The 20,595-nt window shown below is 57.6% G+C and carries 19 protein-coding genes and 1 pseudogene; 11 read left to right on the forward strand and 9 right to left on the reverse strand.

Features of this window, described 5'->3' with window-relative positions:
• The first annotated feature begins 123 nt into the window (after nucleotides 1-123).
• Both AC1VVK_RS16070 and AC1VVK_RS16075 read left to right on the forward strand, forming a co-directional pair.
• Nucleotides 124-447 carry a type II toxin-antitoxin system TacA family antitoxin gene (locus tag AC1VVK_RS16070; RefSeq protein ID WP_482903742.1) on the forward strand — a complete coding sequence of 108 codons (324 nt, stop codon included), beginning with the start codon at nucleotides 124-126 and terminating at the stop codon, nucleotides 445-447.
• Nucleotides 444-995 carry a GNAT family N-acetyltransferase gene (locus AC1VVK_RS16075; protein WP_482903743.1) on the forward strand — a complete coding sequence of 184 codons (552 nt, stop codon included), beginning with the start codon at nucleotides 444-446 and terminating at the stop codon, nucleotides 993-995. The genes AC1VVK_RS16070 and AC1VVK_RS16075 overlap by 4 nt, the downstream gene beginning before the upstream one ends.
• Before the next feature lie 111 nt (nucleotides 996-1,106).
• Here AC1VVK_RS16075 and AC1VVK_RS16080 read toward each other — a convergent pair whose 3' ends face one another.
• The 4 genes from AC1VVK_RS16080 to AC1VVK_RS16095 all read right to left on the reverse strand — a co-directional run bounded on the left by AC1VVK_RS16080 (nucleotide 1,107) and on the right by AC1VVK_RS16095 (nucleotide 4,395).
• Nucleotides 1,107-2,285 (reverse strand): hypothetical protein, encoded by a 1,179-nt coding sequence (locus tag AC1VVK_RS16080; protein WP_482903744.1) that lies wholly within the window; start codon nucleotides 2,283-2,285, stop codon nucleotides 1,107-1,109.
• Nucleotides 2,286-2,661: 376 nt separating this feature from the next.
• The gene (locus AC1VVK_RS16085) at nucleotides 2,662-3,660 is read right to left on the reverse strand and encodes a hypothetical protein (protein WP_482903745.1); all 999 of its coding nucleotides are present in this window, start codon (nucleotides 3,658-3,660) and stop codon (nucleotides 2,662-2,664) included.
• A gap of 305 nt (nucleotides 3,661-3,965) precedes the next feature.
• Nucleotides 3,966-4,217 carry a hypothetical protein gene (locus AC1VVK_RS16090; RefSeq protein ID WP_482903746.1) on the reverse strand — a complete coding sequence of 84 codons (252 nt, stop codon included), beginning with the start codon at nucleotides 4,215-4,217 and terminating at the stop codon, nucleotides 3,966-3,968.
• Between the two features lie 4 nt (nucleotides 4,218-4,221).
• Entirely contained in the window at nucleotides 4,222-4,395 is a 174-nt protein-coding gene (locus AC1VVK_RS16095) for a hypothetical protein (protein ID WP_482903747.1), read from the reverse strand.
• Between the two features lie 124 nt (nucleotides 4,396-4,519).
• Here AC1VVK_RS16095 and AC1VVK_RS16100 point away from each other — a divergent pair.
• The 7 genes and pseudogenes from AC1VVK_RS16100 to AC1VVK_RS16130 form a co-directional block, all read left to right on the forward strand.
• A pseudogene (locus tag AC1VVK_RS16100) lies at nucleotides 4,520-5,296 on the forward strand (IS630 family transposase); the annotation flags it as partial.
• A gap of 333 nt (nucleotides 5,297-5,629) precedes the next feature.
• Nucleotides 5,630-6,004, forward strand: coding sequence for a hypothetical protein (locus tag AC1VVK_RS16105; RefSeq protein ID WP_482903748.1), 375 nt, complete (start codon nucleotides 5,630-5,632; stop codon nucleotides 6,002-6,004).
• A 101-nt stretch (nucleotides 6,005-6,105) separates the two neighbouring features.
• Nucleotides 6,106-7,356 carry an IS21 family transposase gene (istA, locus tag AC1VVK_RS16110; protein WP_482903749.1) on the forward strand — a complete coding sequence of 417 codons (1,251 nt, stop codon included), beginning with the start codon at nucleotides 6,106-6,108 and terminating at the stop codon, nucleotides 7,354-7,356.
• On the forward strand, nucleotides 7,353-8,225 hold the full coding sequence (istB, locus tag AC1VVK_RS16115; RefSeq protein ID WP_482903750.1) for an IS21-like element helper ATPase IstB: 873 nt from the start codon (nucleotides 7,353-7,355) through the stop codon (nucleotides 8,223-8,225). The genes istA and istB overlap by 4 nt, the downstream gene beginning before the upstream one ends.
• A gap of 54 nt (nucleotides 8,226-8,279) precedes the next feature.
• Entirely contained in the window at nucleotides 8,280-9,077 is a 798-nt protein-coding gene (locus AC1VVK_RS16120; RefSeq protein ID WP_482903751.1) for a patatin-like phospholipase family protein, read from the forward strand.
• A 52-nt stretch (nucleotides 9,078-9,129) separates the two neighbouring features.
• The gene (locus AC1VVK_RS16125) at nucleotides 9,130-9,783 is read left to right on the forward strand and encodes an N-acetylmuramidase domain-containing protein (protein WP_482903752.1); all 654 of its coding nucleotides are present in this window, start codon (nucleotides 9,130-9,132) and stop codon (nucleotides 9,781-9,783) included.
• Nucleotides 9,784-9,886: 103 nt separating this feature from the next.
• Entirely contained in the window at nucleotides 9,887-10,783 is an 897-nt protein-coding gene (locus AC1VVK_RS16130; protein WP_482903753.1) for a hypothetical protein, read from the forward strand.
• Between the two features lie 217 nt (nucleotides 10,784-11,000).
• Here the strand turns inward: AC1VVK_RS16130 and AC1VVK_RS16135 are convergent, their stop codons facing one another.
• Entirely contained in the window at nucleotides 11,001-11,426 is a 426-nt protein-coding gene (locus AC1VVK_RS16135) for a hypothetical protein (RefSeq protein ID WP_482903754.1), read from the reverse strand.
• 144 nt (nucleotides 11,427-11,570) lie between these two features.
• On the opposite strand from AC1VVK_RS16135, the gene AC1VVK_RS16140 reads away from it, so the two are divergent.
• Together AC1VVK_RS16140 and AC1VVK_RS16145 are read left to right on the forward strand one after the other, a co-directional pair.
• Nucleotides 11,571-11,891, forward strand: coding sequence for a hypothetical protein (locus AC1VVK_RS16140; RefSeq protein ID WP_482903755.1), 321 nt, complete (start codon nucleotides 11,571-11,573; stop codon nucleotides 11,889-11,891).
• 412 nt (nucleotides 11,892-12,303) lie between these two features.
• Nucleotides 12,304-13,250, forward strand: a protein-coding gene (locus AC1VVK_RS16145; RefSeq protein WP_482903756.1) for an IS630 family transposase whose coding sequence is annotated in 2 segments (ribosomal slippage) — nucleotides 12,304-12,640 and nucleotides 12,640-13,250 — 948 coding nt in all. Because the reading frame shifts where the segments join, the coding sequence is not laid out codon by codon here.
• Nucleotides 13,251-13,262: 12 nt separating this feature from the next.
• Here AC1VVK_RS16145 and AC1VVK_RS16150 read toward each other — a convergent pair.
• The 4 genes from AC1VVK_RS16150 to AC1VVK_RS16165 are packed head-to-tail and all read right to left on the reverse strand — an operon-like array spanning nucleotide 13,263 to nucleotide 20,585.
• On the reverse strand, nucleotides 13,263-15,638 hold the full coding sequence (locus AC1VVK_RS16150; RefSeq protein ID WP_482903757.1) for an nSTAND1 domain-containing NTPase: 2,376 nt from the start codon (nucleotides 15,636-15,638) through the stop codon (nucleotides 13,263-13,265).
• Entirely contained in the window at nucleotides 15,635-16,642 is a 1,008-nt protein-coding gene (locus AC1VVK_RS16155; protein ID WP_482903758.1) for a hypothetical protein, read from the reverse strand. Before AC1VVK_RS16155 ends, AC1VVK_RS16150 begins: the two co-directional genes overlap by 4 nt.
• Nucleotides 16,643-16,674: 32 nt before the next feature.
• Nucleotides 16,675-17,883: a trypsin-like peptidase domain-containing protein gene (locus tag AC1VVK_RS16160; RefSeq protein ID WP_482903759.1), complete on the reverse strand. Its 1,209-nt coding sequence runs from the start codon at nucleotides 17,881-17,883 to the stop codon at nucleotides 16,675-16,677.
• Between the two features lie 8 nt (nucleotides 17,884-17,891).
• On the reverse strand, nucleotides 17,892-20,585 hold the full coding sequence (locus tag AC1VVK_RS16165; protein ID WP_482903760.1) for a phospholipase D-like domain-containing protein: 2,694 nt from the start codon (nucleotides 20,583-20,585) through the stop codon (nucleotides 17,892-17,894).
• Nucleotides 20,586-20,595: the final 10 nt, after the last annotated feature.

Raw genomic sequence — 20,595 nt, forward strand, 5'->3', positions numbered from 1 at the left:
GGCTTGAGGGACACGAGCGCAATCGGAAATAGTGTTCGAGGATATCAGCGGAGTGCTTTGCAACGTACGCCGGCGCGGTGCACAATATTGACCTGTGCGCCACAGCGGCGTACATTATCCTTCTTGAAGGAGGTTGCCATGTTGGCTCACAGCGACATCACCAGTTCGATCGACGAACGCAGCACCGAGCGTATGTCGTTTCGCACCAAGCCGCGCATCAAGGAAGCGATCCAGAAGGCTGCAGCGCTTTCAGGGGTCGACGATTCCGTTTTCACGATGAACGCTGCGTATCGCGCCGCCATGGAGACCATTTCGACGCACGAGCACACCACGCTTGGCGCTGTCGATCACGAGGCCTTCTTTGCGGCGCTGGATCGTCCGGCTGCGCCGACCGACAAGCTTCGCGCGGCTTTTGCTCGTCACCAGGGGACGATCGAAAGCAAGTGACGAGCAGCAAGGCGGATGCGAAATGCATCATTGAGCCGCTCGATCCGTCAAAGCACGATCGGGCGGCCTTTTCATGTGGCATCGATCAGGTCGACAACTTCTTCAAGCGCACGGCGAACAAACTCGAGCGGGCAGGCAACCTCCGGGTCCATGTCCTGACTGATCCGGATGGGGAAATCATCGGTTTCTACGCCCTCAACGCGCACTCGATCCACTACGCTGACCTCCCCGAGAAGTTCAGACGTGACCGGCCGGGGCACGGAACGATCCCTGCAGCCTACATTTCCATGATTGGCGTGGACAGCCGTTACCAGGGGCGAGGCTACGGCGGGGACCTACTTGTCGACTGCCTATGCCGCATTGCCGGTGCTGCCCGGGCCATCGGCATTCGCGTCGTCCTCCTGGACGTGCTAGATTGCGGCGCGGAAGATCAGGTGGAGCGTAGAGCGCAGCTATATGGCTCCTACGGCTTCATGCCGCTGCCCGGCCAGCGTCTGCGGATGTTCCTTCCGCTATCGGATGTGGAAGCCCTGATTGCTGGCGTGTAGTCGGGCGGCTTCCGAAGGAGGAGAGCGGTGCATGGCAAGTCTGGTGCGATAATCTCCTCCCTGACCTGCCTCGGTGCTGTTCGGCGCAGATCGATTCTGCAGACCCGGTGGTCAGTCGCTCTGATCGAGGGTGGGAGCGCGGAGGTGTTTGCAGACCTGTCCCGATAGAATGGGGTCCAGTTTGTCCGCTTCGGCGAGCGCCCAGCGGCGCCAGGCGTCCAACTCGGCTGGGTCCATCTCCGGCGATGCTTCCATGGCGCGGCTGACATCGGCGACCAGTTCCCGGATTTCGCGGGCACGGCGGAGCAGTTCGCCGCTCTGGAGAAGGTCATCGAGGCGTCTGGCGTTGAGCTCTTCCAGCTTCTTGCGGCGGCGCTCTTCTGCGGCGATCCGATCTTTTTCCAATCGGATTTCGGTTTGACGTAGGCCCTCCCTGAACGCGGCTTCACCTGCGACGATGAGGTCGGCCACGATGGCTGCGATCTTCGTTTTGAGCTTTCCGTCCTTGTCGTCGTTCCATGACCTCTCTCTGGGATGACCCCGGTAGCGAAGCTGCAAGGGTGTTCCCGCCGGCAGGTCCGGATCCGGGCGCTTGTAGCCTCTGAGCACCGCGACTTTGTGCTTGCCGGCCGGTTCCAGCGTCAGGCTGATGTATTGCTGCCCGATGTGTACGGAGCCATTGAGGTTCTCGTGATCCTCCTGGACGCTCCCGCTACATCCGCGCTTGGCGAGAGCCAGGCAGATGGCGGTGAAGATTCGCAGCCTTCGCTGGTCGAGGGCATTGTCGAATTTCGGTTCGTCCCAGTGCCATTTGCTTTCTGCGCTCTTGGCGCGGCGCTTCGCTTCCTTGGCCAGGACATCATGCAGTCCGGGGTGGGCGCCCTCCAGCGATCGCGGTGTTATGGCCTTGCCGATAGCCTTGAGTTCCAGGCGGCGAAGCTCTTCCAGATCTTCGGGAACAAGCGCGCTGGCGAATGGGCCTGCGGACGAAAGCGGATGGGCCTGGGGCACGAAGGGTTCGAACCTGCAGTCAATGACAAGCCGGCCTGTGGTGCCCGGTTGGCGCGGCTGCGCCCTGGGCATCTTTGGTACCGGCTTACCGGCACGCAGCTTGTTCCAGTAGCCCTGGGGCGGGGGGACGATGTCCATCGAGACGAACAGTTTTCTGAGACCCACGTCGGACATGCCGATCTTGGCCGCAAGGTCGCGCATCGGTTCGGACCAGGCAAACTTGATGAGGTCTTCGGGAAGAACCTGGATGCCGTTCCCTGCAGGATAGTAGCGCGACATGGTCGTCCTTCGTAGGCAGGGGTCTGAACATCTATCCACTCGATAATGCAGATTGAAGTCCGGCTGTCCCGTGCATCCGCATGGCCGGGCTCTATTTCGCTGCGCTCAACCGAGCCGCCTTACGGCGTCTCGTCGGCATAGCCGTAACGATCCCTGACAGGGGCGGCCCATGGGGCCGGATGCAGGCATCACGCTGGCGCGCGCTGGCGCGGATTGATTGGCCGGCCGGCCTGGCGGGCCAATGTGCGGATAGAGAAGGAGTGAAGGTGAAGACGGCGGCATAAACGCGCAGACGCGAAAGGAAAGGGCGGCTCAATTGACCGCCTTTTTTCGTTGATCCGTTAGGTTCTACGCTCGATAAACCGCGATATTGATTTCATTGGGTCTGGCCGACGATCCGGCCGGCGACCCCCCGCCCATCAGCCTGAGCTGAAAATACGATTGCGACGATCTTCGCCTCAGCGCCATAGAAGTTGCCGGCAAACGTGCCGTTGTAGCGCCCGTCCAATGATCGCACTGTTCCTGTCAGATGGGTGTGGTGATCAGGCCGGTACTGGCCTTGCAGGATGAATTCTTGCCCATCGATCTCCCACTGCGCGATTGCTGTGCGTGCGGCAAAGTCGATCGACAGTTGCGCCGAGGCGTTCGAATAGACTGTGTAAGGGCTTTCCGGTCGGGCGAGCGTGAAGGTGGTGGTTACTGCCACCGATCGCGACCCGGTCTGCGGAAGTTCCCCCGGAAGGGTCTTCGCACCGATTGTCGCGTAGCGAGTGGTGGTCAAACAGGTTTTGGGTTCGCCCGGCGGAAAGGTACAGGGTGGCCGCATTTCAAGGTCAACGACGGCGAAAGGGGTATCCTTTACGCGACTCCAGCGTAGCGTGTGCTGGTCGCCTTCCACGTTGTAATTCGCTTCCAGGAAGGAACCCGAGGGAGCGCGCTCGGAGATAGAGACAGAGTCGAACGAATGGAAATAGTCGCCGATCCGCGCCGTGGCGATCTTCTTCTCTGGGTCCCAGGCGAATACGCCCGCCCCCGGCGAGTCGAGCAATTGCGACGATGCCGCCTTATATTTGTAGTAAGGCGCGGGTAGCACCGCCGCTGGGTCATAAACTTCGGTGTAGGTTACTTCGGCGATCGGGGACTGCCCGAATGCCGCTTTGCTGAAATCGCTGGCCGACGGATAATAGGTCGGAGAGGGCGTTGGAGTTGGAGTTGGAGTTGGAGTTGGAGTGACGACTGGCGTTGGCGTTGGCGTTGGCGTTGGACTGGAGGCCGAATCTCCCCCGCCGCATCCCGCGACGAATAGCAGCGTCAGCGCGGCAGATAGATTGCAGGACGCACGCACATTCCCGCCAATAATTGTCCCGAATTTCAAAATTACCCCCAATTTTTCTTACAGTCGCAACGGGCGTCATACGGGGGGGATTGGCGAGCGCAAGGACCCGGACACTGCGAACTGGAGATCGAGCCGCTCCAGTCGGTCTTCTTCGAACTGAACGATGCAGTTGGCACGGAGGTTGTGTTGTTCAGGCAGCGGGAGAAGGCGGCAGCATGAGCCAGCGCAGATGTAACAGCAGCAGGGCGGCTCGAGAGGGTCGCCCTTTTTCGTGCCTAGCCTCGGTATCGATTGATCGCGCGCTTCCACTCACGCTCGTCTGGCATCGGCAGGCTGATCGTCGGCTAATCACGGCACACCTCGAACTTGGTGGGGCGCAGCTTGCGATACGTGGTGCGCCAGCATTCCCGGCAGTAAAAGCGGTCCCGTGCCTTGGTGAAGTCGTCATTCCACCCTGCGCGCTGGAAGCGCCACCACAGGGCGTGCGGATGAAAGACGCCGGACCTGCCACACGTACAGGTCACCTTGATGGTGTATTGCGAGGCGGCAGCTTCGAACAGCCGCGTCGGCGCCTTCAGTCCATCCGAACGCTCCACGGCATCAGTGATGCGCGGCCGGCTGTGCCAGCATCTCGGAGCACGCGATCGCCCCGGTCATGTACGGTCCATCGTCCTGCTCTCCCGACCTGATCTGCCGGAGGAACTCTCGGTTATCGAGGCCCCGGCGTTCCAGCGCCTTCGCGACCGCGTCGCGGATCTCGGTGATCTGTTCCATTTCGTTTCTCTAGAATGGAACATATGCAAAACATGAATCGAGTCGGTCAACAGTCGGCGAGTGAGGTGCGGGACGGGCCGAGGTGAAGGCGGGGCGGCGGCCCTGCGAAGGCCGATCCGGAGGCGAGCCACCAGCGCACGAGGCCACGCACTGGACGGTGCGCGCGATGGCCAAGGCGGTGGGCATTGCGGCCTCCTCGGTGGTGAAGATCTGGCACGAACACGGCCTGGCCCCGCACCGATGGCGCAGTTTCAAGCTGTCCAATGGCAAGGCCTTTGCCGAGAAGCTGCATGATGTCGTTGGGCTTTATGTCTCGCCGCCCGCCCATGCCATCGTGCTGTCGGTCGACGAGAAGAGCCAGATCCAGGCACTTGACCGCACCCAACCGGGCTTGCCGCTCAAGCGCGGGCGCGGCGCCACCATGACGCACGACTATAAACGTAATGGCACAACCACACTGTTCGCCGCGCTCAATGTGTTGGATGGATCGGTGATAGGGCGCAACATGCAGCGCCACCGGCATCAGGAATTCATCCGTTTCCTCAACACCATTGAGGCCCAGATGCCCGCCGACAAGGCAATTCATGTCATCCTCGACAATTACGCCACCCACAAGCAGCCCAAGGTCTGCGCCTGGCTGGCCAGGCGCCCGCGCTGGACCTTCCATTTCGTGCCCACGTCCTGCTCATCGCTCAATGCCGTCGAAGGTTTCTTTGCAAAACTCACCCGGCGGCGCCTGCAAAACGGCGTGTTTCACTCCGTCGTCGATCTGCAGGCTGCCATCAACCGTTTCATCAAAGAGCATAATCAGGAACCGCGTCCCTTCATCTGGAGGGCAGATCCCGACGAAATTATCGCCGCCGTCAGGCGCGGGCACCAAACGTTGGAATCAATCCACTAGTATGAAAAATGGGAGTTTTTTAAATATTGAAACAACCAGAAATGAAAAGTATAAAATTGATTATATTGATGCGCGGCTTCTGAGCAGAAATTTGATACACGTGCGTCGTGCCATGTAATACATGGCGGCGGTTTCCTGTTTTGCGGAATTTCTCGAGTTATATATTTTCTCTCCAGGAGGTGGTTGATGCTGCTTGGAGGATCTTAAGTGGGTATTAATATTGATTTTTCCTAAATTTCATAATTATAGGTAATTGGTGAGCCAGATCTTGGGGCTGCTGATTGGTGGCATTTGAACAAAAGATTGCCAGCAATTGAGCCACGGGAGGTGCAGATGAGCGACCCGATCATGCAAATTTCCGAGGGATCCGAGGATTTACTTGAGGATGGGGTTGGTGTCGCCTTTTCGGGCGGCGGGTATCGGGCCATGTTGTTCCACGTCGGAGCCATTATTCGGCTGTTTGAAGCAGGGGTGCTCCAGCAGGCAAAACGCATTTCCAGCGTGTCGGGCGGATCCATCGCGTCGGCCAAATTGGGGCTGGAGTGGCCGCGCTTAGTGGACCGCGCTGCGTTATTCGAAAGGGTGGTCCATCCGATCCGCAAGCTGGCCAGCATGAGCGTGGACGTCCCATCCATTCTTGGCGGTTTACTTCTGCCAGGCGGCGCTTCTGTCGATGGCAGAGTAAAATGCCCCACAACGAACATTTGAAAATTCCCCACTTCTTCTGATTGGCCCTTGTCCGGGGCGAGCCCCGGACGAGGGCCAAAACAAAATATCGGGCATACTCCTCTTGAGGAGGCGCTGCCGCGATGAAGAAGCTTGGAGATCTGATGATGATCCTGGATTTGCATCGCCAAGGTCTGAAGGTGGCGGTGATCGCCCGCCAGACCGGCATCGACCGCAAGACCGTGCGCAAATACATTGCACGTGGGCTCGAGATACCGACCTACGGCCCCCGGCAGCCACGTGACTGCTTGCTGGATCCGTGGCTCGATTACCTGAAGGCAAGGCTCGAGGCGTATCCCGGCCTGAGTGCGCAGCGGCTTTTGCGTGAGATTAGCGAGCGTGGCTACGCTGGCAGTTACAGCACCGTGCGCGATGCGGTGCGTGCGCTACGGCCGGCCGGTGGTGGCAGCGCCTTCGCCGTGCGCTTCGAGACGCCGCCAGGGCAACAGGCTCAGGTCGACTTCGCACAGTTCCGAGTGCGCTTCACCAGCGCGCCGGACAGCGTCCAGATTGTCTGGTTGTTCTCGATGGTGTTGGGCTTCTCACGGCTGATCTGGGGGCGCTTTGCACAGCGCCAGACGATGCAGACCGTGCTTGCGTGCCACAGAGCTGCGTTCGAGGCGATCGGCGGCGTGCCGCGCGAAATCCTCTACGACCGGATGAAGACGGCCGTTCTCGGTGAGGATGAAGATGGCCGCGTCGTTTACAACCGGACGCTCGGCGAGTTCGCGCGCCACTATGGCTTCTTGCCGAAGGCTTGCCGCGCTTACCGACCAGAGACGAAAGGCAAGGTCGAGCGGCCATTCCGCTATATCCGTGAAGACTTTTTCCTGGGCGGCACGTTCCGCGATCTCGACGATCTCAACCTTCAGTTCGGAAAGTGGCTCAGCGGCGTCGCCAACCCGCGTGTACATGCAACGACCGGACGTATCGTCAATGAGGCGTTTGCGCAGGAAAAACCGACACTCCAGCTCCTGCCGCTGATCCCGTTCGGCGCGGTTCTCAAGCTCGAGCGCAGGATTAGCCACGAAGGTATGGTGAGCGTCGGCGGCAACTATTACTCGGTACCCGATGCGACCCGCAAACGGGTGGTAGAGGTCCACAGCCTGGCGGACGAGATCTGCATCTTCGAAGATGATCGGCTGATTGCTCGTCACCCCCTTCTGGAAGGGCGCCGGCAGCGCTCGCTATTGGAAGGTCACCGGCGTCAATATCGGGCCAAAGACGAAAATCCGATCCCGCACGGCTTCAGCGGTGAAGTGGTGACGCGCCGTTCGCTCGACTTCTACGCCGCGGTCGCTCACCAGATGGCAACGACGGGAGCTGGCGCATGAACTCGCTGCTTCCCGATCCGACGGCATCGCTGCTCGATCGCATCAAGATCAGCATGGTCGGCCTCAAAATGCCGCGCGCCATTGAAGTGGTCGATACCTGCGTGTCTCGTCTCGACCGTGGCGAAATCACCGCACTCGAAATGATCGAACAGCTTCTCCTCGAAGAACTTACGTTCCGCGAGGAACGACGCATCCGGACCGCCTTGCGGATGGGCCGGCTGAATACCGTCAAGACACTCACCGGCTACGACTTCTCGTTCCAGCCTTCGCTCGACAAGGCCCGCATCCTGGCGCTTGCCGAACTGAACTTCGTCGCGCGATGCGAGGTGGTCCATCTGCTTGGCCCCCCGGGCACCGGAAAGAGCCATCTTGCCAGCGCGCTCGGCCTCGAGGCCGTCAAAGCTGGAAAGAGCGTCTCGTTCATCACGCTCGCGGATCTGATCAGCGCGCTTGCAAAGGCTGAACGGGAGGGCTCCCTGCAGGAGCGGATCCGCTTCTACTGCAGGCCTTCCCTGCTGATCGTTGACGAGATTGGCTACCTTCCGGTGGTACCCGGGGGCGGCAATCTGTTCTTCCAGCTCGTCAATGCGCGGTACGAAAAAGGGGCGATGATCCTCACCTCGAACCGGGGCTTCGCGGAATGGGGCGAAATCTTCGGCAGTCCTGTGGTCGCTACAGCGCTGCTCGACCGCTTGCTTCACCACGCCATCGTCATCCAGATCGACGGTTCAAGCTATCGCCTCAGGCGCCACGCAGACCTGCTGCCCGAGCATGTCCGCTCCACTGCACGAATTACCCCGCCAGCACCCACGGAACCTCGGCGTCGAGGCCGTCCTCCCAGAACAGGAGGCGCCTCCATGCCGACGTGAACGTTACGCCGCAAAGTGGGGAATTTTACTTTGCCCGTTCCGGGGAAAATTACAGTGTCGTTGACAGCTTCCGACCGTGTCTCCGGTATCTACAGCAGATTGCTATTCAGCGAAGCGACGCTGCAGGATTTGCCCGAAACGCCTGTATTCGTGATCAACGCCACAAATGTTGAGACGGGCAAGCTCTGGCGCTTCAGCCGTAAGAGCGCACGCGATTGGACCGTGGGAGAGATTACTCAGCCCCGATTCTCCCTCGCTGACGTTGTGACCGCGTCTTCCGCCTTCCCTCCAGTTCTTTCACCTTTTGTGTTGGAAACGCGTCCGTCAGACTTCGCGCATGTGGAGGAAGGCGTAGACTTGGCTCTGCTTCATGATGTCTCCCTTACCGACGGCGGCGTCTACGACAACCTTGGATTGGAAACCGTATTTAAGCGCTATCGCACTCTGTTCGTATCGAATGGGGGGGGAGCCCTGGCGATCGATCCTTCGCCGCCGGTCGACTGGGCTCGGCATGCGCGCCGAGTACTGGAAATAATTCACGATCAGGTTTCTACCTTGAGAGTACGGCAACTGATCGCTACTTACATCGCGCAAGAGAGGTTCGGTGCCTATTGGGGAATTGGTTCCGATTTAGCGAAGTTTGAGCTGCCAGATGCTCTCACGGCACCATTCTCACGCACCCTTGAGCTAGCGCATATTCCGACCCGGCTGAGTCGCCTGGATGACGGTTTGCAAGAAAGGCTTATTAACTGGGGCTACGCTGTAAGCGACGCGGGCTTGCGGAAGCACGGAGGGGTACATGTGCCCCCAGTGCCTGCGCCAGCCTTTCCCTATCCCGCAAGCGGAGTCTGATCGAGCGACGAATGCGCCGCTCGCTGCCGCTTAAATGTGAAGGAGGCCACTCATGAATATCGTTGATCTTCAAAGCGCCGTGGGAGCGAAGCCGGACGGCATTTGGGGGCAAAAATCACGCGACGCCTTGTTACTGACCTTTACGAACGCAGCAGCTCCTAAGCTCACATCGGAAGAGATAACGAGTTTCGCTGATCGGCTTGGTATAAGTACGAAACAATTACAGGCTGTCGCTAAAGTGGAGGCCTCCGGAAGTGGGTTTGATAGCAAGGCGCGACCCAAAATACTGTATGAACGGCATAAGTTCCACAAATATACCGGTGGAGCCTACTCGATCGCTTCATTCAGCAATCCCGTGAGCGGTGGCTACAACGAAAGCAGTTGGGACAAACTGCTAGGTGCAATCATTACCGGCGCCGTCGATGCTCCCTTCATGGCATGCTCTTGGGGCAAGTTTCAGGTACTGGGTGAGTGGTGGGACGAGTTCGGATTCTCCAGCCCTTTCGCGTTCGCGCACAGCACTGTGGCGTCTGAATCCAAGCATTACGAACTCTTGGTCGATTATGTGGAGTACACAGGTTTAAAAGATGAAATGGCGATGATTTCCACCGACCCGCAGAGCTGTCGCGCCTTCGCGAAAGGATATAATGGAGGAGGATACGAAAAATTATCGTATCATACTAAATTGGCTCACGCGATGCAGTAGTGATATTATAAAGCGCGACGTATAAAAATATATGTTACTTGTGATTTCACGATTAAGTAATAATTATTTCTCAAATGTTCAATATTTTTTGATGGGGTGAAGGATGGACAGCAAGGTGCTTGCTACATTGGGGGTGGCGTTGGCCGCGGTTTCATTGGCCGCAGTGATCGACATTCCGAATGCTTGGTCTCAAGCTGTCCCGCAAAATGAAGCAACACAAGGGGCGGAAGTCTCGAGCCGCTCTCCGAGTTCGGCTGGAAATTATAACCAGAGCAGTTCTAGAAATAACAATACGTCTGATGTGGCAGCACACGCGAATGCAGGCAATGCCGATACTGGAAAGCTCGTAAATATATTGTTCTCCGTATTGGTGATTGCTGTATTGATCGAGCAGGCGTTGGCGGTGCTTTTTGAGTCAAATTTTTTCCTCTCGCATTTTAAAAGGAGGGTTTTGAAAACGCCTATCACCGTGGCAGTGTGCTGGTTTGTCGCCTATAAACTAGGACTCGACCTTGTTCGCGACCTTTATGAAGCAGTTGGCGGCCGTGCGACGGCGTTGGGTTCATTTGGGTATTTCCTTTCAGGACTAATTCTTGCGGGCGGAAAGCTCGGTGTTTCAAATATTCTCGAGTCTTTCGGTTGGCGCAATCCCGTTCCACAAGAGTCTGATCAGACTAAGCCAGCGAAATCAGAAGCTTGGATTTCTGTGCGTTTTGCGGCGCCCCCCCAGGCGGAGCCGATCAACGTCATGATTCAAAAGGGGGGCGAGTCTCCTGAACTGATAGGAACAATAGCCACCGCTAAGCGGCGTCCGAAAATCCTCACGGCAATCATGCCCGACCCGACATGTTTCCCCCAGGTAGCGGGCTACGCCGTGCCCGGCGGAACTGAATGCGCTGTCTGGTTGGAGGATCCAAAAAATGCCGAACGAAAATCGGCGACATGGGGGCCGACGGTGCTCGCCGTAGGTGCAATCGTCGATATTGAATTGAGCGCGTGACGAGTCTCGAAGCGCGTTTGCGACCCAGCACGCGTCTGTATAGATTAGAATTGTCATTGAGCTCGACGGCAGATCCTGCCGTATGCTCTCGAAGATTGATGCATGGAGGGCTCAGATAAACGTCGAAACGAGTGGAAGTGGTGTTTATCTAGAGAATGTCCGACTTGTCGCTTTTGGTATGTGTTTGGCAGATTATAAAGATCTGATATCCGCGAAATTAACTTCTCGAGTTAAGCGATCCAAGCTTCACATTCCAACTTTGCAGTATTAATGCTCTTGCGGCGTGGGCAAGGCGCAGTGAGTGAGCTTGAAGGTCGAGGATGGGTAAAGATCCTTCTGGTGGATTTGCAGGCAATGCCTGGTTGAATTCGTACATCCGAGCTTCCACGTTTCTGTCTTCAACTAGCGCAAGCCGTCCCCAATATAGAAAATAGAACGCGTCGCGCTGGCGTTTCCATTCAATTGGGTCAGTTTCCGTTGTTAGACGAGCAGCTATTTCAGTTATCTCGAGGCAAGTTGCAAGCTGATGTTCCAGAAAAGGCCTCTTGTTGGCTAGTTGTTGCTCTTTTGAAAACTTCCAAATACCGAAGATTGCCACGACGGCGCTAATTATGATCGGTGGAATTTCAAATAAGTGTAGCATTTGATATCTCCAATTGCTAATAGTAAATAATAATACCGCAATTTATGAGATTTAGTTAATTAAGGTAGAATTTAGTCAATCGTATTGAGCCGAATGCATTTTCTGAAACTACGGTTTCATGGGGTGGGGTAGTGGAGATACGATATGAGGAAAATCGCTTCAATGTTGGCGGCCATAATATCCGCCTCGTCGCTCTCTGCCCAGTCCGTACCCGACTGGACGTACTTGGACGAGCGGCCGATTGGCTGCGAATTTGCGGGTATTGAGCAGGTCGAAGATGACTTGGTAACCGTTAAATTGAGAGTTTTGTTTATTGGTGGCGCTAAAACATCTCTAAATGTTGGTCCATTTTATTTGAAGTATGGTCTTCGTAGCAATGATATGTTGAAGCGCGATGCTGTTTCGAAGGCGCAGGCGATTCTTTACGAAGTATCACAAGTCCGGATACGTATACCTCGAAGCTGAGAAGAGTCGTGCTCCACTATCAGTGCGCCGAAGCGACCTGATACTATCTGAAAACTATTTTACGGGCATTAGTTTTCCGAGTTATGCAAGAGAATCTCGAGAAGAGCGCCGACTCCCAATTGCTTGCCAAAGTGCCCTCGCTTGGCAACCATATTTGGGGCATTGGTGCAGATGCTTCGGAGGTAAAACGCTTGTTCAAATACCCTATTGAGAGCAGCAACGGGGCCGGTGGGGCTCGCGGCTCTTCGATGCCGCCCACTTCCCGTCGGGCCTGCCAGACCCAATCGGTAAAAAGCCGGCAATTATTGTAGTTCGATCCTAGAGCGGATTTCGACCGGTATGAATCGGCAGGGATTCCCTACGATAGCGTTTTGTGATTCATAATCCGTGCTGGTGAAGGAGGCTGGCATGGATGGGTCACCCGCTTTCGATGGATTTGCGCTCGCGGCTTTTGGCAGCGATCGATAACGGATTGAGCTGCCGGGCGGCGGCGGCGCGATTTGGCGTTGCCCCCTCGACGGCGATCCGTTGGCATGCGCTTCGGCGCGACACGGGCGCCTTTGCCGCCAAACCGCAAGGCGGTGACGTGCGTTCGCGCCGGATCGAGGAGCGAGCGGCGGAAGTCCTCTCTGTCTGGGAGGCGCGGAAGGACATTTCGCTGGAAGAACTACGGGTGGAGCTGGCCGCAGCCGGACTGATCGTCTCGGTAGCGGGACTTCATCGGTTTTTCGTGCGTCGGGGCATGACGCGCAAAAAAAGACTGGCCATGCAATCGAGCAGGACCGTCCCGACGTCCTGAAGCAGCGGCATGATTGGTTCGAGGGGCAGGTCGATCTCGAACCAGGACGCCTGGTCTTCATCGATGAAACTTGGACCGCCACCAACATGACCCGCAGCCACGGCCGCTGTGCCAAAGGCAAGCGACTGCGGATGGGTTTCCCTCACGGGCACCGCAAGACCACCACGCTGGTCGCGGCTCTGCGCATGACGGGCATGGTCGCGCCGATGGTACTGGACGGTCCCATCAACGGCGATTGGTTCGAGGCCTACGTGGCCCAGGTTCTCGTGCCTGAACTGCGGCCCGGTGACGTCGTCATCATGGACAATCTATCGAGCCATAAGCGTCCGGCTGTCCGGGATCGGATCGAAGCAGCAGGTGCGACACTGCGCTTCCTTCCGCCCTACAGCCCGGACTTCAATCCGATCGAGAAGGCCTTCTCCCGCCTCAAGGCCTTGCTCCGGAAAATCGGCGAGCGAACGGTTAGCGGTCTGTGGAGCCTCATCGGCAAGCTCGTCGACATCTTCCAACCCGCCGAATGCGCCAATTATTTCAGCTCTTGCGGATATGATCCAGACTGATCGAAATCCGCTCTAATTGTTCGACGGGCGACGGCCAACGGCCTTGCGCTCGAGGTGAGTGTCCTCTGAGGCCTTCAGCAATTTGCTGTCAATCCAGACTTCGAGAATTCCTGGCGAAGCATTAGTGCAGCCTGAATAGCGACTAAAATCATATGCTGCGAACGTGTGCTGTGGGATCTGCTGAGTTAAATAATTGGCAATTGACTGCGCCACTTCCTTATCTCCGGGCACACAATAGCGGACCTCAAATATGTTGGCAGGGACTTCGAATACTTGGGTCGGTGGTAGATAGTAGTGCTGTGCGCTTAGATTTTTGCGGACTTGCAGCAGTTTAGGGGTGGTTCCGTCGCTTGCCTGGATATAGATCGTCACCGTTGCCACATGCAGCCACCATTGCTCGCGAGAGGCGGATTGCTGGGGCGAGTCGATCGCGCAGACACGTTGTCCTATGCTCACTGTGCCAATGCGGGGGGCGGAACGGTTGAGCGGGTCAGGCGGCCCGCTGCGTAAAGCAAGTAAATAGCGGGGATTGTAGCATTCGCCCGGCTTGATGTCCTTAGAGGTGACGGGCGCCGTGCCCTGTCGTTTCCGCAAGGTCGTGACAGTCCCGCTTTTGTCGCCGATCCAAATGTACCCCGACCGGTCAAAATTTGTGTCGGCGACAGCATCGAGGATCTGCGCGTCTATCGGGCTAACCTGTTCACTCTCCAGTGACGCGCTGTTCGATGCCGCCAGCAATGTGTCGAGAGTGGTCTGCTGCCCCACCTGCCGCGCTTCCTTCTGGGCAACTTTGTTCTGGATTGCTGACTCGCGGTACTGCTTTACCGCCAGCGCCCCCGCCGCCGTTAAAAAGGAAACGAGTATGGAGCCTACGGTAAGGCGTATCCATAGAATTCTCGCTCGGCTCTTATGGATCAGTCCAGAGATTCGGCGCCATTCCGTGGACTGCGTGACATCCTTGATATCAATTTCTTCGCTCAGATAGCGACGCGCTCGTTCGGGCGCAGCCTCCATGCGGCAAAAAAATTTCTGTGCCATAGCGAGGCTGCTGGGGCGAAGCGGATCACCGCCGCGATAGGCCGAGGAAAAGCTCCGCCACAAAAGCCCGTCTCGGATCTCCTGCCGTTGCCAGCTGATCGTTACATCGTCGCCGCCAACGATGCGCGTCCACTGTCGTAACAGCGCCTCATGGCTGATATCGATACGCTCGGGGGTGGATCTGGAGAGGACGAGAAGATCGGCACCTTCCCGGGAAAAGGCGTCAACGATCCTGCGAGTCATGGCAGTGGCTGCCTCGGGATCGGTAATGCCGGTGACGGCGGCCAGCTGGTCGAAATCCCGCGGGCGCCGTGATGTCTCGCCGCTCTTCTCGACGTCAAACAGCGCACGGAATATCCATTGCAAGGCCATAGCGCACACAGGATCGCCCGTTTCTATGGTGCCGGCAATTTCATCAGCATGGCTGGAAAGGGGATTGGATTTTCCGCTCACCGCATCAAGGTCGTCGACGCCGATTACCCACGACACGGCAAAGTCTCGCGATCGTCGGTCGACCATGCGTTTTAGGGCATGCTGGATCACAGGTAATGGGTCTGCACCGGTCGCGGAGATAAGTAGCAGACGCTCGAGGAGTTCGGGCTGGATACTTCCATTGAACAGGCGCGCCGGCTCAACAATGGCCCGTGCTACATCCTTCATCTCCAGCGCAGGTAGCAGATATTGGCACTGATTGATGACGGCGGTCAGGGCGGGGAATTGCGCGCAGGCGCCGATTGAATCCGACCTCATGGTAAGCAACACGAAGACGCGGTTCGACTGCGCCTTCCGGACGGCGCCGAGAAAGGCGATGAGCCGTTCGACGTCGGAGCATCGTCGGTCGCGTTGCCAACTGAAAATCTCTTCGAATTGGTCGACTATTATGCACAGGTCGATCGATCCTGGCTCGTCTTGGTCGACGCTTTTAAGCTCATCCAGCCGCGCTTCGAGGCGGGCGACGATTGTCGCGTCGTCGAGCAGGCATTCTCCCCAGTAGCCATAGGGGTCTTTATTGGGGAACGGCGCGCCAAGCTTTTCCTCAAGTGCACGCGCCAGTCCCTCATATGGTCCCGAGGAGGGGCGGAAAGCCGCATGAATGAGCTTCTGGTTGGCCCTGCGATAGTCGCGCTGGAGGAGAGGGATCAGTCCCGCTGCCACAAGCGAGGATTTACCGCAGCCCGAGGGGCCGTGAATCAGCAAAAGCCTCTCTGTTTCAAGCAGTTCTGCTAGTGATTCGCACTGTCTTTCCCGCCCGAAAAAAATGCTGGTCTCGCCTTCCCGAAACGGTCGCAGACCGGGGTATGGAGCGATGGGCATAGCCATTCCGGTGGCGAGAGTTGACTCTGCATTCATCGCGATTTCCCCTCATCCGCGATGAGGGCCTGTACCCTAGCCACCCACGGCTCGCATGCGAACAAGGCGATTGAGCTGTCCTCGTTGACTGATCGCGCATCAACGGTTTCTGGCCGGAAATACGGGGGCCATTGCGGCGGCGGATTGCCGACCCAATCGATGCAGATCGTTCGCACTGCCTCGCCCACTTCTCTGAGGTCAGCGAGCGCATCGCAAATCATGATTTCTAGATTATCGTTTTCGGTAGTGCGGAGCAGCAATAGGCCTTGGCAATTTTCAAGCATGCGCCGGCGCAGCTCTCTTATTTGTCTACGTTGCGTTGCATTTGATTGGTCGGTCCGTAATTGCATCGGATGAATGACCAGATCTAAACTTCGGAGCAGACTAGTTCGGGTCTGAGACCAGATAGCGATGTCGGCATGCTCCATTAGGTATGCTTGTTTGACAGGCCTCCGCTTGGGCGCGGGCGTTAGGGCAGCGATTATCGCCTCTTGTCTTTCCCTCAGGCGGCCAATACGCTGGGCGATATCGTTGCTCAACCGCCAGCAATGCTTTTGCACCGCGTCTCCTTCGGAAAAGGCGACCTGGGTCAGGCTATTAAATAGCCGAATCGATGTTACCGCTTTTGTGCCCGGAGCGTTGGTCCATGGCAGTTCGCCTCGACGTTCGTCGGGAAAGCGTCGCAACTCACACACGACCAGTTGTTCGGGCGAACGCGCGCCCTCGACGATCTCGGCATGGAATGACTGAGTCTCGCTCCAAGAGAGGGTACCAGGCCTGAAGGCTGGAGTCAGAAACAGGAGCATGATCGCTGCGTCGCCAGATGCACCACGGTGAGGCGCAAATTTCTGGCCCCGGTCGGTAATAGACGGCCCGATCTCAGGAGATGCGTGTTCCAGAAGCGTGCCGAGATTACGGATGACGGTATCGATCCACTCCTCGTCCTCCGCCGTGCGGGCCTCGGGGAAGTTCACGTAGATGTCATGCTTGTACCAGTTCGCCATGGATTAGTATCCTGTGGTTCCCCCTTAAATCGCTATTCCACCGCCATACTTACTCCGATGTTTGTCCAAAGCTGCTTTATCTCCGTATGTTCATGGTTTTTCATGTGCTCGACGATCTTCACGATGGGTGTGCCGATGTTTACCCATGCGGTCGTCTTGCCCTGGTAGTCATATTCGCCCTGCGTACGGGTGGCGGCCTTATGGAGCGCAACCACTCGCCAGCGATCGTCGCAGACGGGTGAGCCGGAGGATCCTTTGTCGGTATCCGTGAAATAGGCGAAATTCTTGCCCTCGACGCCGCTCGCCAGATTATTGCGCATGGCGATCTGCTTGGAGGCGCCATTAGGATGCTGGATGATGTTGACCGCGAAACGGTCCGCTTCCGCAAAGCGGCCGGTGTCATCAATGACAAGTGAGGCAAAATCCTTCTTGCACAGCGGCAGAGGATCGAAACCGGGTTCCTTCTCCAGTTCCAATATAGCGAAATCCAAATCTTTATCGCTATAAGCGAGCCGGTTGATGGCGATGGTCATTCCTTGGGCGTTGTCCGCGTCATAGCCGAATTTTGCCAGGGCGGTTTCGCATTGGAGCTTGAGATCTTCGGGAGACACTGGCGGTTCGAGCGGATCTCGGCCCGCGATGACGTGATGGTTGGTGATGATATAGCGCCTGCCGAGAAGCCAGCCGCTTCCGAGACTGAGGACCGGAGTGTCTGCACCGAACATGTCCTGCTGGCCATCGCGATAGACTTTCACCTCCAGCCGGCACACTGACTTAGACGCTGTGGCCGCGCCGACCAAGAAGCCGATGGGAAGCAGTTCGTTCTTAAACAGTACCCGCTCGAGTGTAATTGTTGGATCTGCGTCCGCGGTGGCCGAAATCGGCGTGGGGGTCGCCACTTCATCGGGCTGCGGCCCGGCCGCCGCTATCTGGCCCCAGGCAATCGCTTGCTCATATCGCTGTCCAAAAAACTTTTGGTCGTTGAGGCGGCCGGCAAGCTGAAATTTGACGTTGCCTAACCAGATGGCGAGCGGTGGCGGCCCATCGCCTAGCCAGCCATCCTCATTCATCCGGGCTACGTCAATCTGCATCTGTTCCGCTGGGCCTCGATTTGTTTCCAGCCCGGCAGTGTAACTGCGGTTGATACCGCTCAGCAGCAGTTCGCGGGGTTTAGCGAACACGTTTGCGGACATGGCCCGACTGATGATTTCCTGCGTCTGGTCGAGTGAGAAGATCGGCATCGCGAACCTCAGCCATTTAGATATTCGGATAGGGTCATGCGAGTATAGCCGGACGGCGGCGTATCACCCCTCGCGGGCAGGATAGGGCGTCTTGGAACCTCTGCGCCCGAAGCAATGGCGGCGCGCGCGCGTGCCCAATCTATCTCGAATACCGATAGGAAATGGCCCGCGATGCCACTGTGGTCGAACAACAGGCTAGCATCGCGGTTTATTCCGACCGCGTCAGCGCTCCAGTTCTGGCTGCCGATCAGCACGCGTTCACCATCCGCCACGATGCCTTTGGTATGTGTGTTTGCGAGTACGCGCACGCAGCGCATCACGTCCATCCCGCGCCGCCTCAGTTCCGCAATGTCGTCGTCCACATCGCCTGCTCGCAGGATCACCCGCACATCTCTAATGGCATGAGAGCGCTCGATGAGCGCCTCGACCAGTTCAACCAGATTTCCCGCACTGCTCTGCCGGATCTTGATATACTGGTTTTGGAAGACCAGTTGGTCCCGTGCTGACCGGATGAGGTTTAGTACAGCATCGGTATACACTCGCCCTCGCCGGTCAGGTGTCAGGATCGGCGTCACTGTGACCGGCTCTGACAATACGAGTGGCGGCGGCACGGGGACCGGCGCCTCGACCAGCGGCTCTATGGGCACGTCCACCATCTGCTCTTGCGGCGCTAACGCTTCAGCAGTGGCACCAAGATCGGCACATTGCTGAAAGTCCGCGAGGATATGCGAGCGATACAGTGTGGCGAGCCGCTCGCTTTTCGCGACGATATGCCATTCGCGATTGCCGGCGGCGCGATGGGTTTTGGGATCTGGAAAGGGCTGGCTACTGCGCGTCCAATTTCCGCTCGACAGCCAGATTCCATCCCTGTCCCGCACCGTCACCTTGATGTGATATGCGGTGCCGACTAGCCCGCCATTGCCCTTGCGGACATAGATGTTCTCGAATTCATAATTGTCTCGCCATAGCTTGAACGTTTCGCTCCGTTCAAACTCGCCGTCCTTGGTTTGTCCTGGATGCGGGTCGCGGCTCGCGGGATCAAGCACCAGCTTCATCGCTACTTTGGCCTGTAGCCGGTCTTCGACTGTTTGGGCGACGTAAGTAGAGAAAAACTGGTACATTGAGCTGATCAAGCTCTCGTTGGTCGCGGCGATGAAGCTCTTCAGCTGATCGAAACTTTGTTCCGGGCCGACATGGGCGATCACATCCATGGTTTCGGTAAAGCTCGTGAAGCTGAAATCCGGACCGGTGCGTCGCGCGTCGTCATAGACGATGGCGCTGGGCCCCTCCGAAACTCGTGCGACGATACCGAGCTGTTCTTCGATGGTCGCGTAGCGGACCGCGACCGGATGTCCACAATAGCTGGCAGGCGCGGAGGCTCGTATCAAGTCATAGCTGTCCGGTTCCGCAGCGATTATGATGCAATCGGTGCGTCCGTCGAAACCCGTCTTGACCGTCAGTATTCCCTGCCGATTTTCCGCCAAGAGTCGTGCGGTCGCATCGACGAGGGAAAGGGCTGTGGTGGATGGCGCGGCTGCCAAAGGGGCCCCGAGCGATAGGCTGATCGTCAGCGGCAGGGTTACGGTCACGGCCGGAGAAACGGACAAGCTAGGGTCGACGGGCGTGATGGGCTGCTGTGGCGGTGGAGCGGTCGGCGTGCTGCCTGTCCCGCTGTCTTGGACCGCAAGCGTCTCCGTTACAGTCGGGACACCCACTGTATATTTGCGCAGGATGCTGGCCGGCACTCCATAGTTCTCGATCTTGTAAAGGCCCGCGTAATGCAAGGCTACGACCTTGCCGCTGTTCAGGGAGAAGACCGGCGATCCCGACGCGCCGCCCAACGTCGTGCAGTCGTAGGTGCTGCTCCCTTCGCTGGGCTCGTCGAGCTGACCGGGCGCAATACGCTTGACGTCGTAAATCCCCTCATAAATCTCGTCCATCCATAGTTGATCCGGGATGGTGTCCTCATAGGCGCGGGCGGGATAGCCGACTGTGGCGACGTAATCGCCAGATGAACCGTCGCTCTCGTCGATCTCAAGATAACGGGGTTTGGTGCCGTCGTCGGGCATGGTCACGCGCAGCAGCGCGATGTCCGGGCCGCCGCTTGGCTCGATCCAGGCAATGCTAGCTATCTCAAAGGCGTCTGCCGCTGATGTCGTCGCCGGGTCTTTCTCTCGCCTGCGGTTGAAGAACACCTCCAGGGGTCGGTTGAACCGGCCTCGGGAAAAAACAAAGGTTCGCCCGTCCTGCTGGCCTATCATTTCCGCGACATGCCTGTTGGTGCAGACAAGGCCCGGCTGGATCAGCCACCCCGTACCGACATAAGGAAAGCCGGCAGGATGGTTTTTTACGTCAATCCGCCCGATGAGCGGCATCTGCGGGTTGAGCTTGCCAGCCGCTGACGTCACCCGACCGACCATTATGGCCGAGACGGAATCCTTTAATGGAGTTTCAGCGTTGATCTGGTCTTCCAGAACGAACAGCGCCGGTCGACCTTTCTGGACGATCGTTTCGATGGAGACGTCCGCAACATCGACATGCGGTCGCGGCGCACCCTCAAACTTTAGGTCGCCTGATCGGCCAAGAGCAGCCTCATTGTCGCTCAGTTGCTTCTCAATCTCTTGATGGAGTTCGCTGTCACGCGCATCTAGGCGATTATACCACCGTCTGATCGCTTCATTTCCACGCTTGTCGTCCTCCATCACGCCTCTC

Source organism: Novosphingobium sp. BL-S-32, from assembly GCF_056857055.1.

Excerpts from the sequence above, each read along its gene's own strand:
- AC1VVK_RS16080 (WP_482903744.1), bottom strand. The coding sequence starts at position 2,285 with ATGTCGCGCTACTATCCTGCAGGGAACGGCATCCAGGTTCTTCCCGAA.
- AC1VVK_RS16095 (WP_482903747.1), bottom strand. The coding sequence starts at position 4,395 with ATGGAACAGATCACCGAGATCCGCGACGCGGTCGCGAAGGCGCTGGAA.
- AC1VVK_RS16105 (WP_482903748.1), top strand. The coding sequence starts at position 5,630 with ATGAGCGACCCGATCATGCAAATTTCCGAGGGATCCGAGGATTTACTT.
- istA (WP_482903749.1), top strand. The coding sequence starts at position 6,106 with ATGAAGAAGCTTGGAGATCTGATGATGATCCTGGATTTGCATCGCCAA.
- istB (WP_482903750.1), top strand. The coding sequence starts at position 7,353 with ATGAACTCGCTGCTTCCCGATCCGACGGCATCGCTGCTCGATCGCATC.
- AC1VVK_RS16125 (WP_482903752.1), top strand. The coding sequence starts at position 9,130 with ATGAATATCGTTGATCTTCAAAGCGCCGTGGGAGCGAAGCCGGACGGC.
- AC1VVK_RS16130 (WP_482903753.1), top strand. The coding sequence starts at position 9,887 with ATGGACAGCAAGGTGCTTGCTACATTGGGGGTGGCGTTGGCCGCGGTT.
- AC1VVK_RS16135 (WP_482903754.1), bottom strand. The coding sequence starts at position 11,426 with ATGCTACACTTATTTGAAATTCCACCGATCATAATTAGCGCCGTCGTG.
- AC1VVK_RS16140 (WP_482903755.1), top strand. The coding sequence starts at position 11,571 with ATGAGGAAAATCGCTTCAATGTTGGCGGCCATAATATCCGCCTCGTCG.
- AC1VVK_RS16150 (WP_482903757.1), bottom strand. The coding sequence starts at position 15,638 with ATGAATGCAGAGTCAACTCTCGCCACCGGAATGGCTATGCCCATCGCT.
- AC1VVK_RS16155 (WP_482903758.1), bottom strand. The coding sequence starts at position 16,642 with ATGGCGAACTGGTACAAGCATGACATCTACGTGAACTTCCCCGAGGCC.
- AC1VVK_RS16160 (WP_482903759.1), bottom strand. The coding sequence starts at position 17,883 with ATGCCGATCTTCTCACTCGACCAGACGCAGGAAATCATCAGTCGGGCC.
- AC1VVK_RS16165 (WP_482903760.1), bottom strand. The coding sequence starts at position 20,585 with ATGGAGGACGACAAGCGTGGAAATGAAGCGATCAGACGGTGGTATAAT.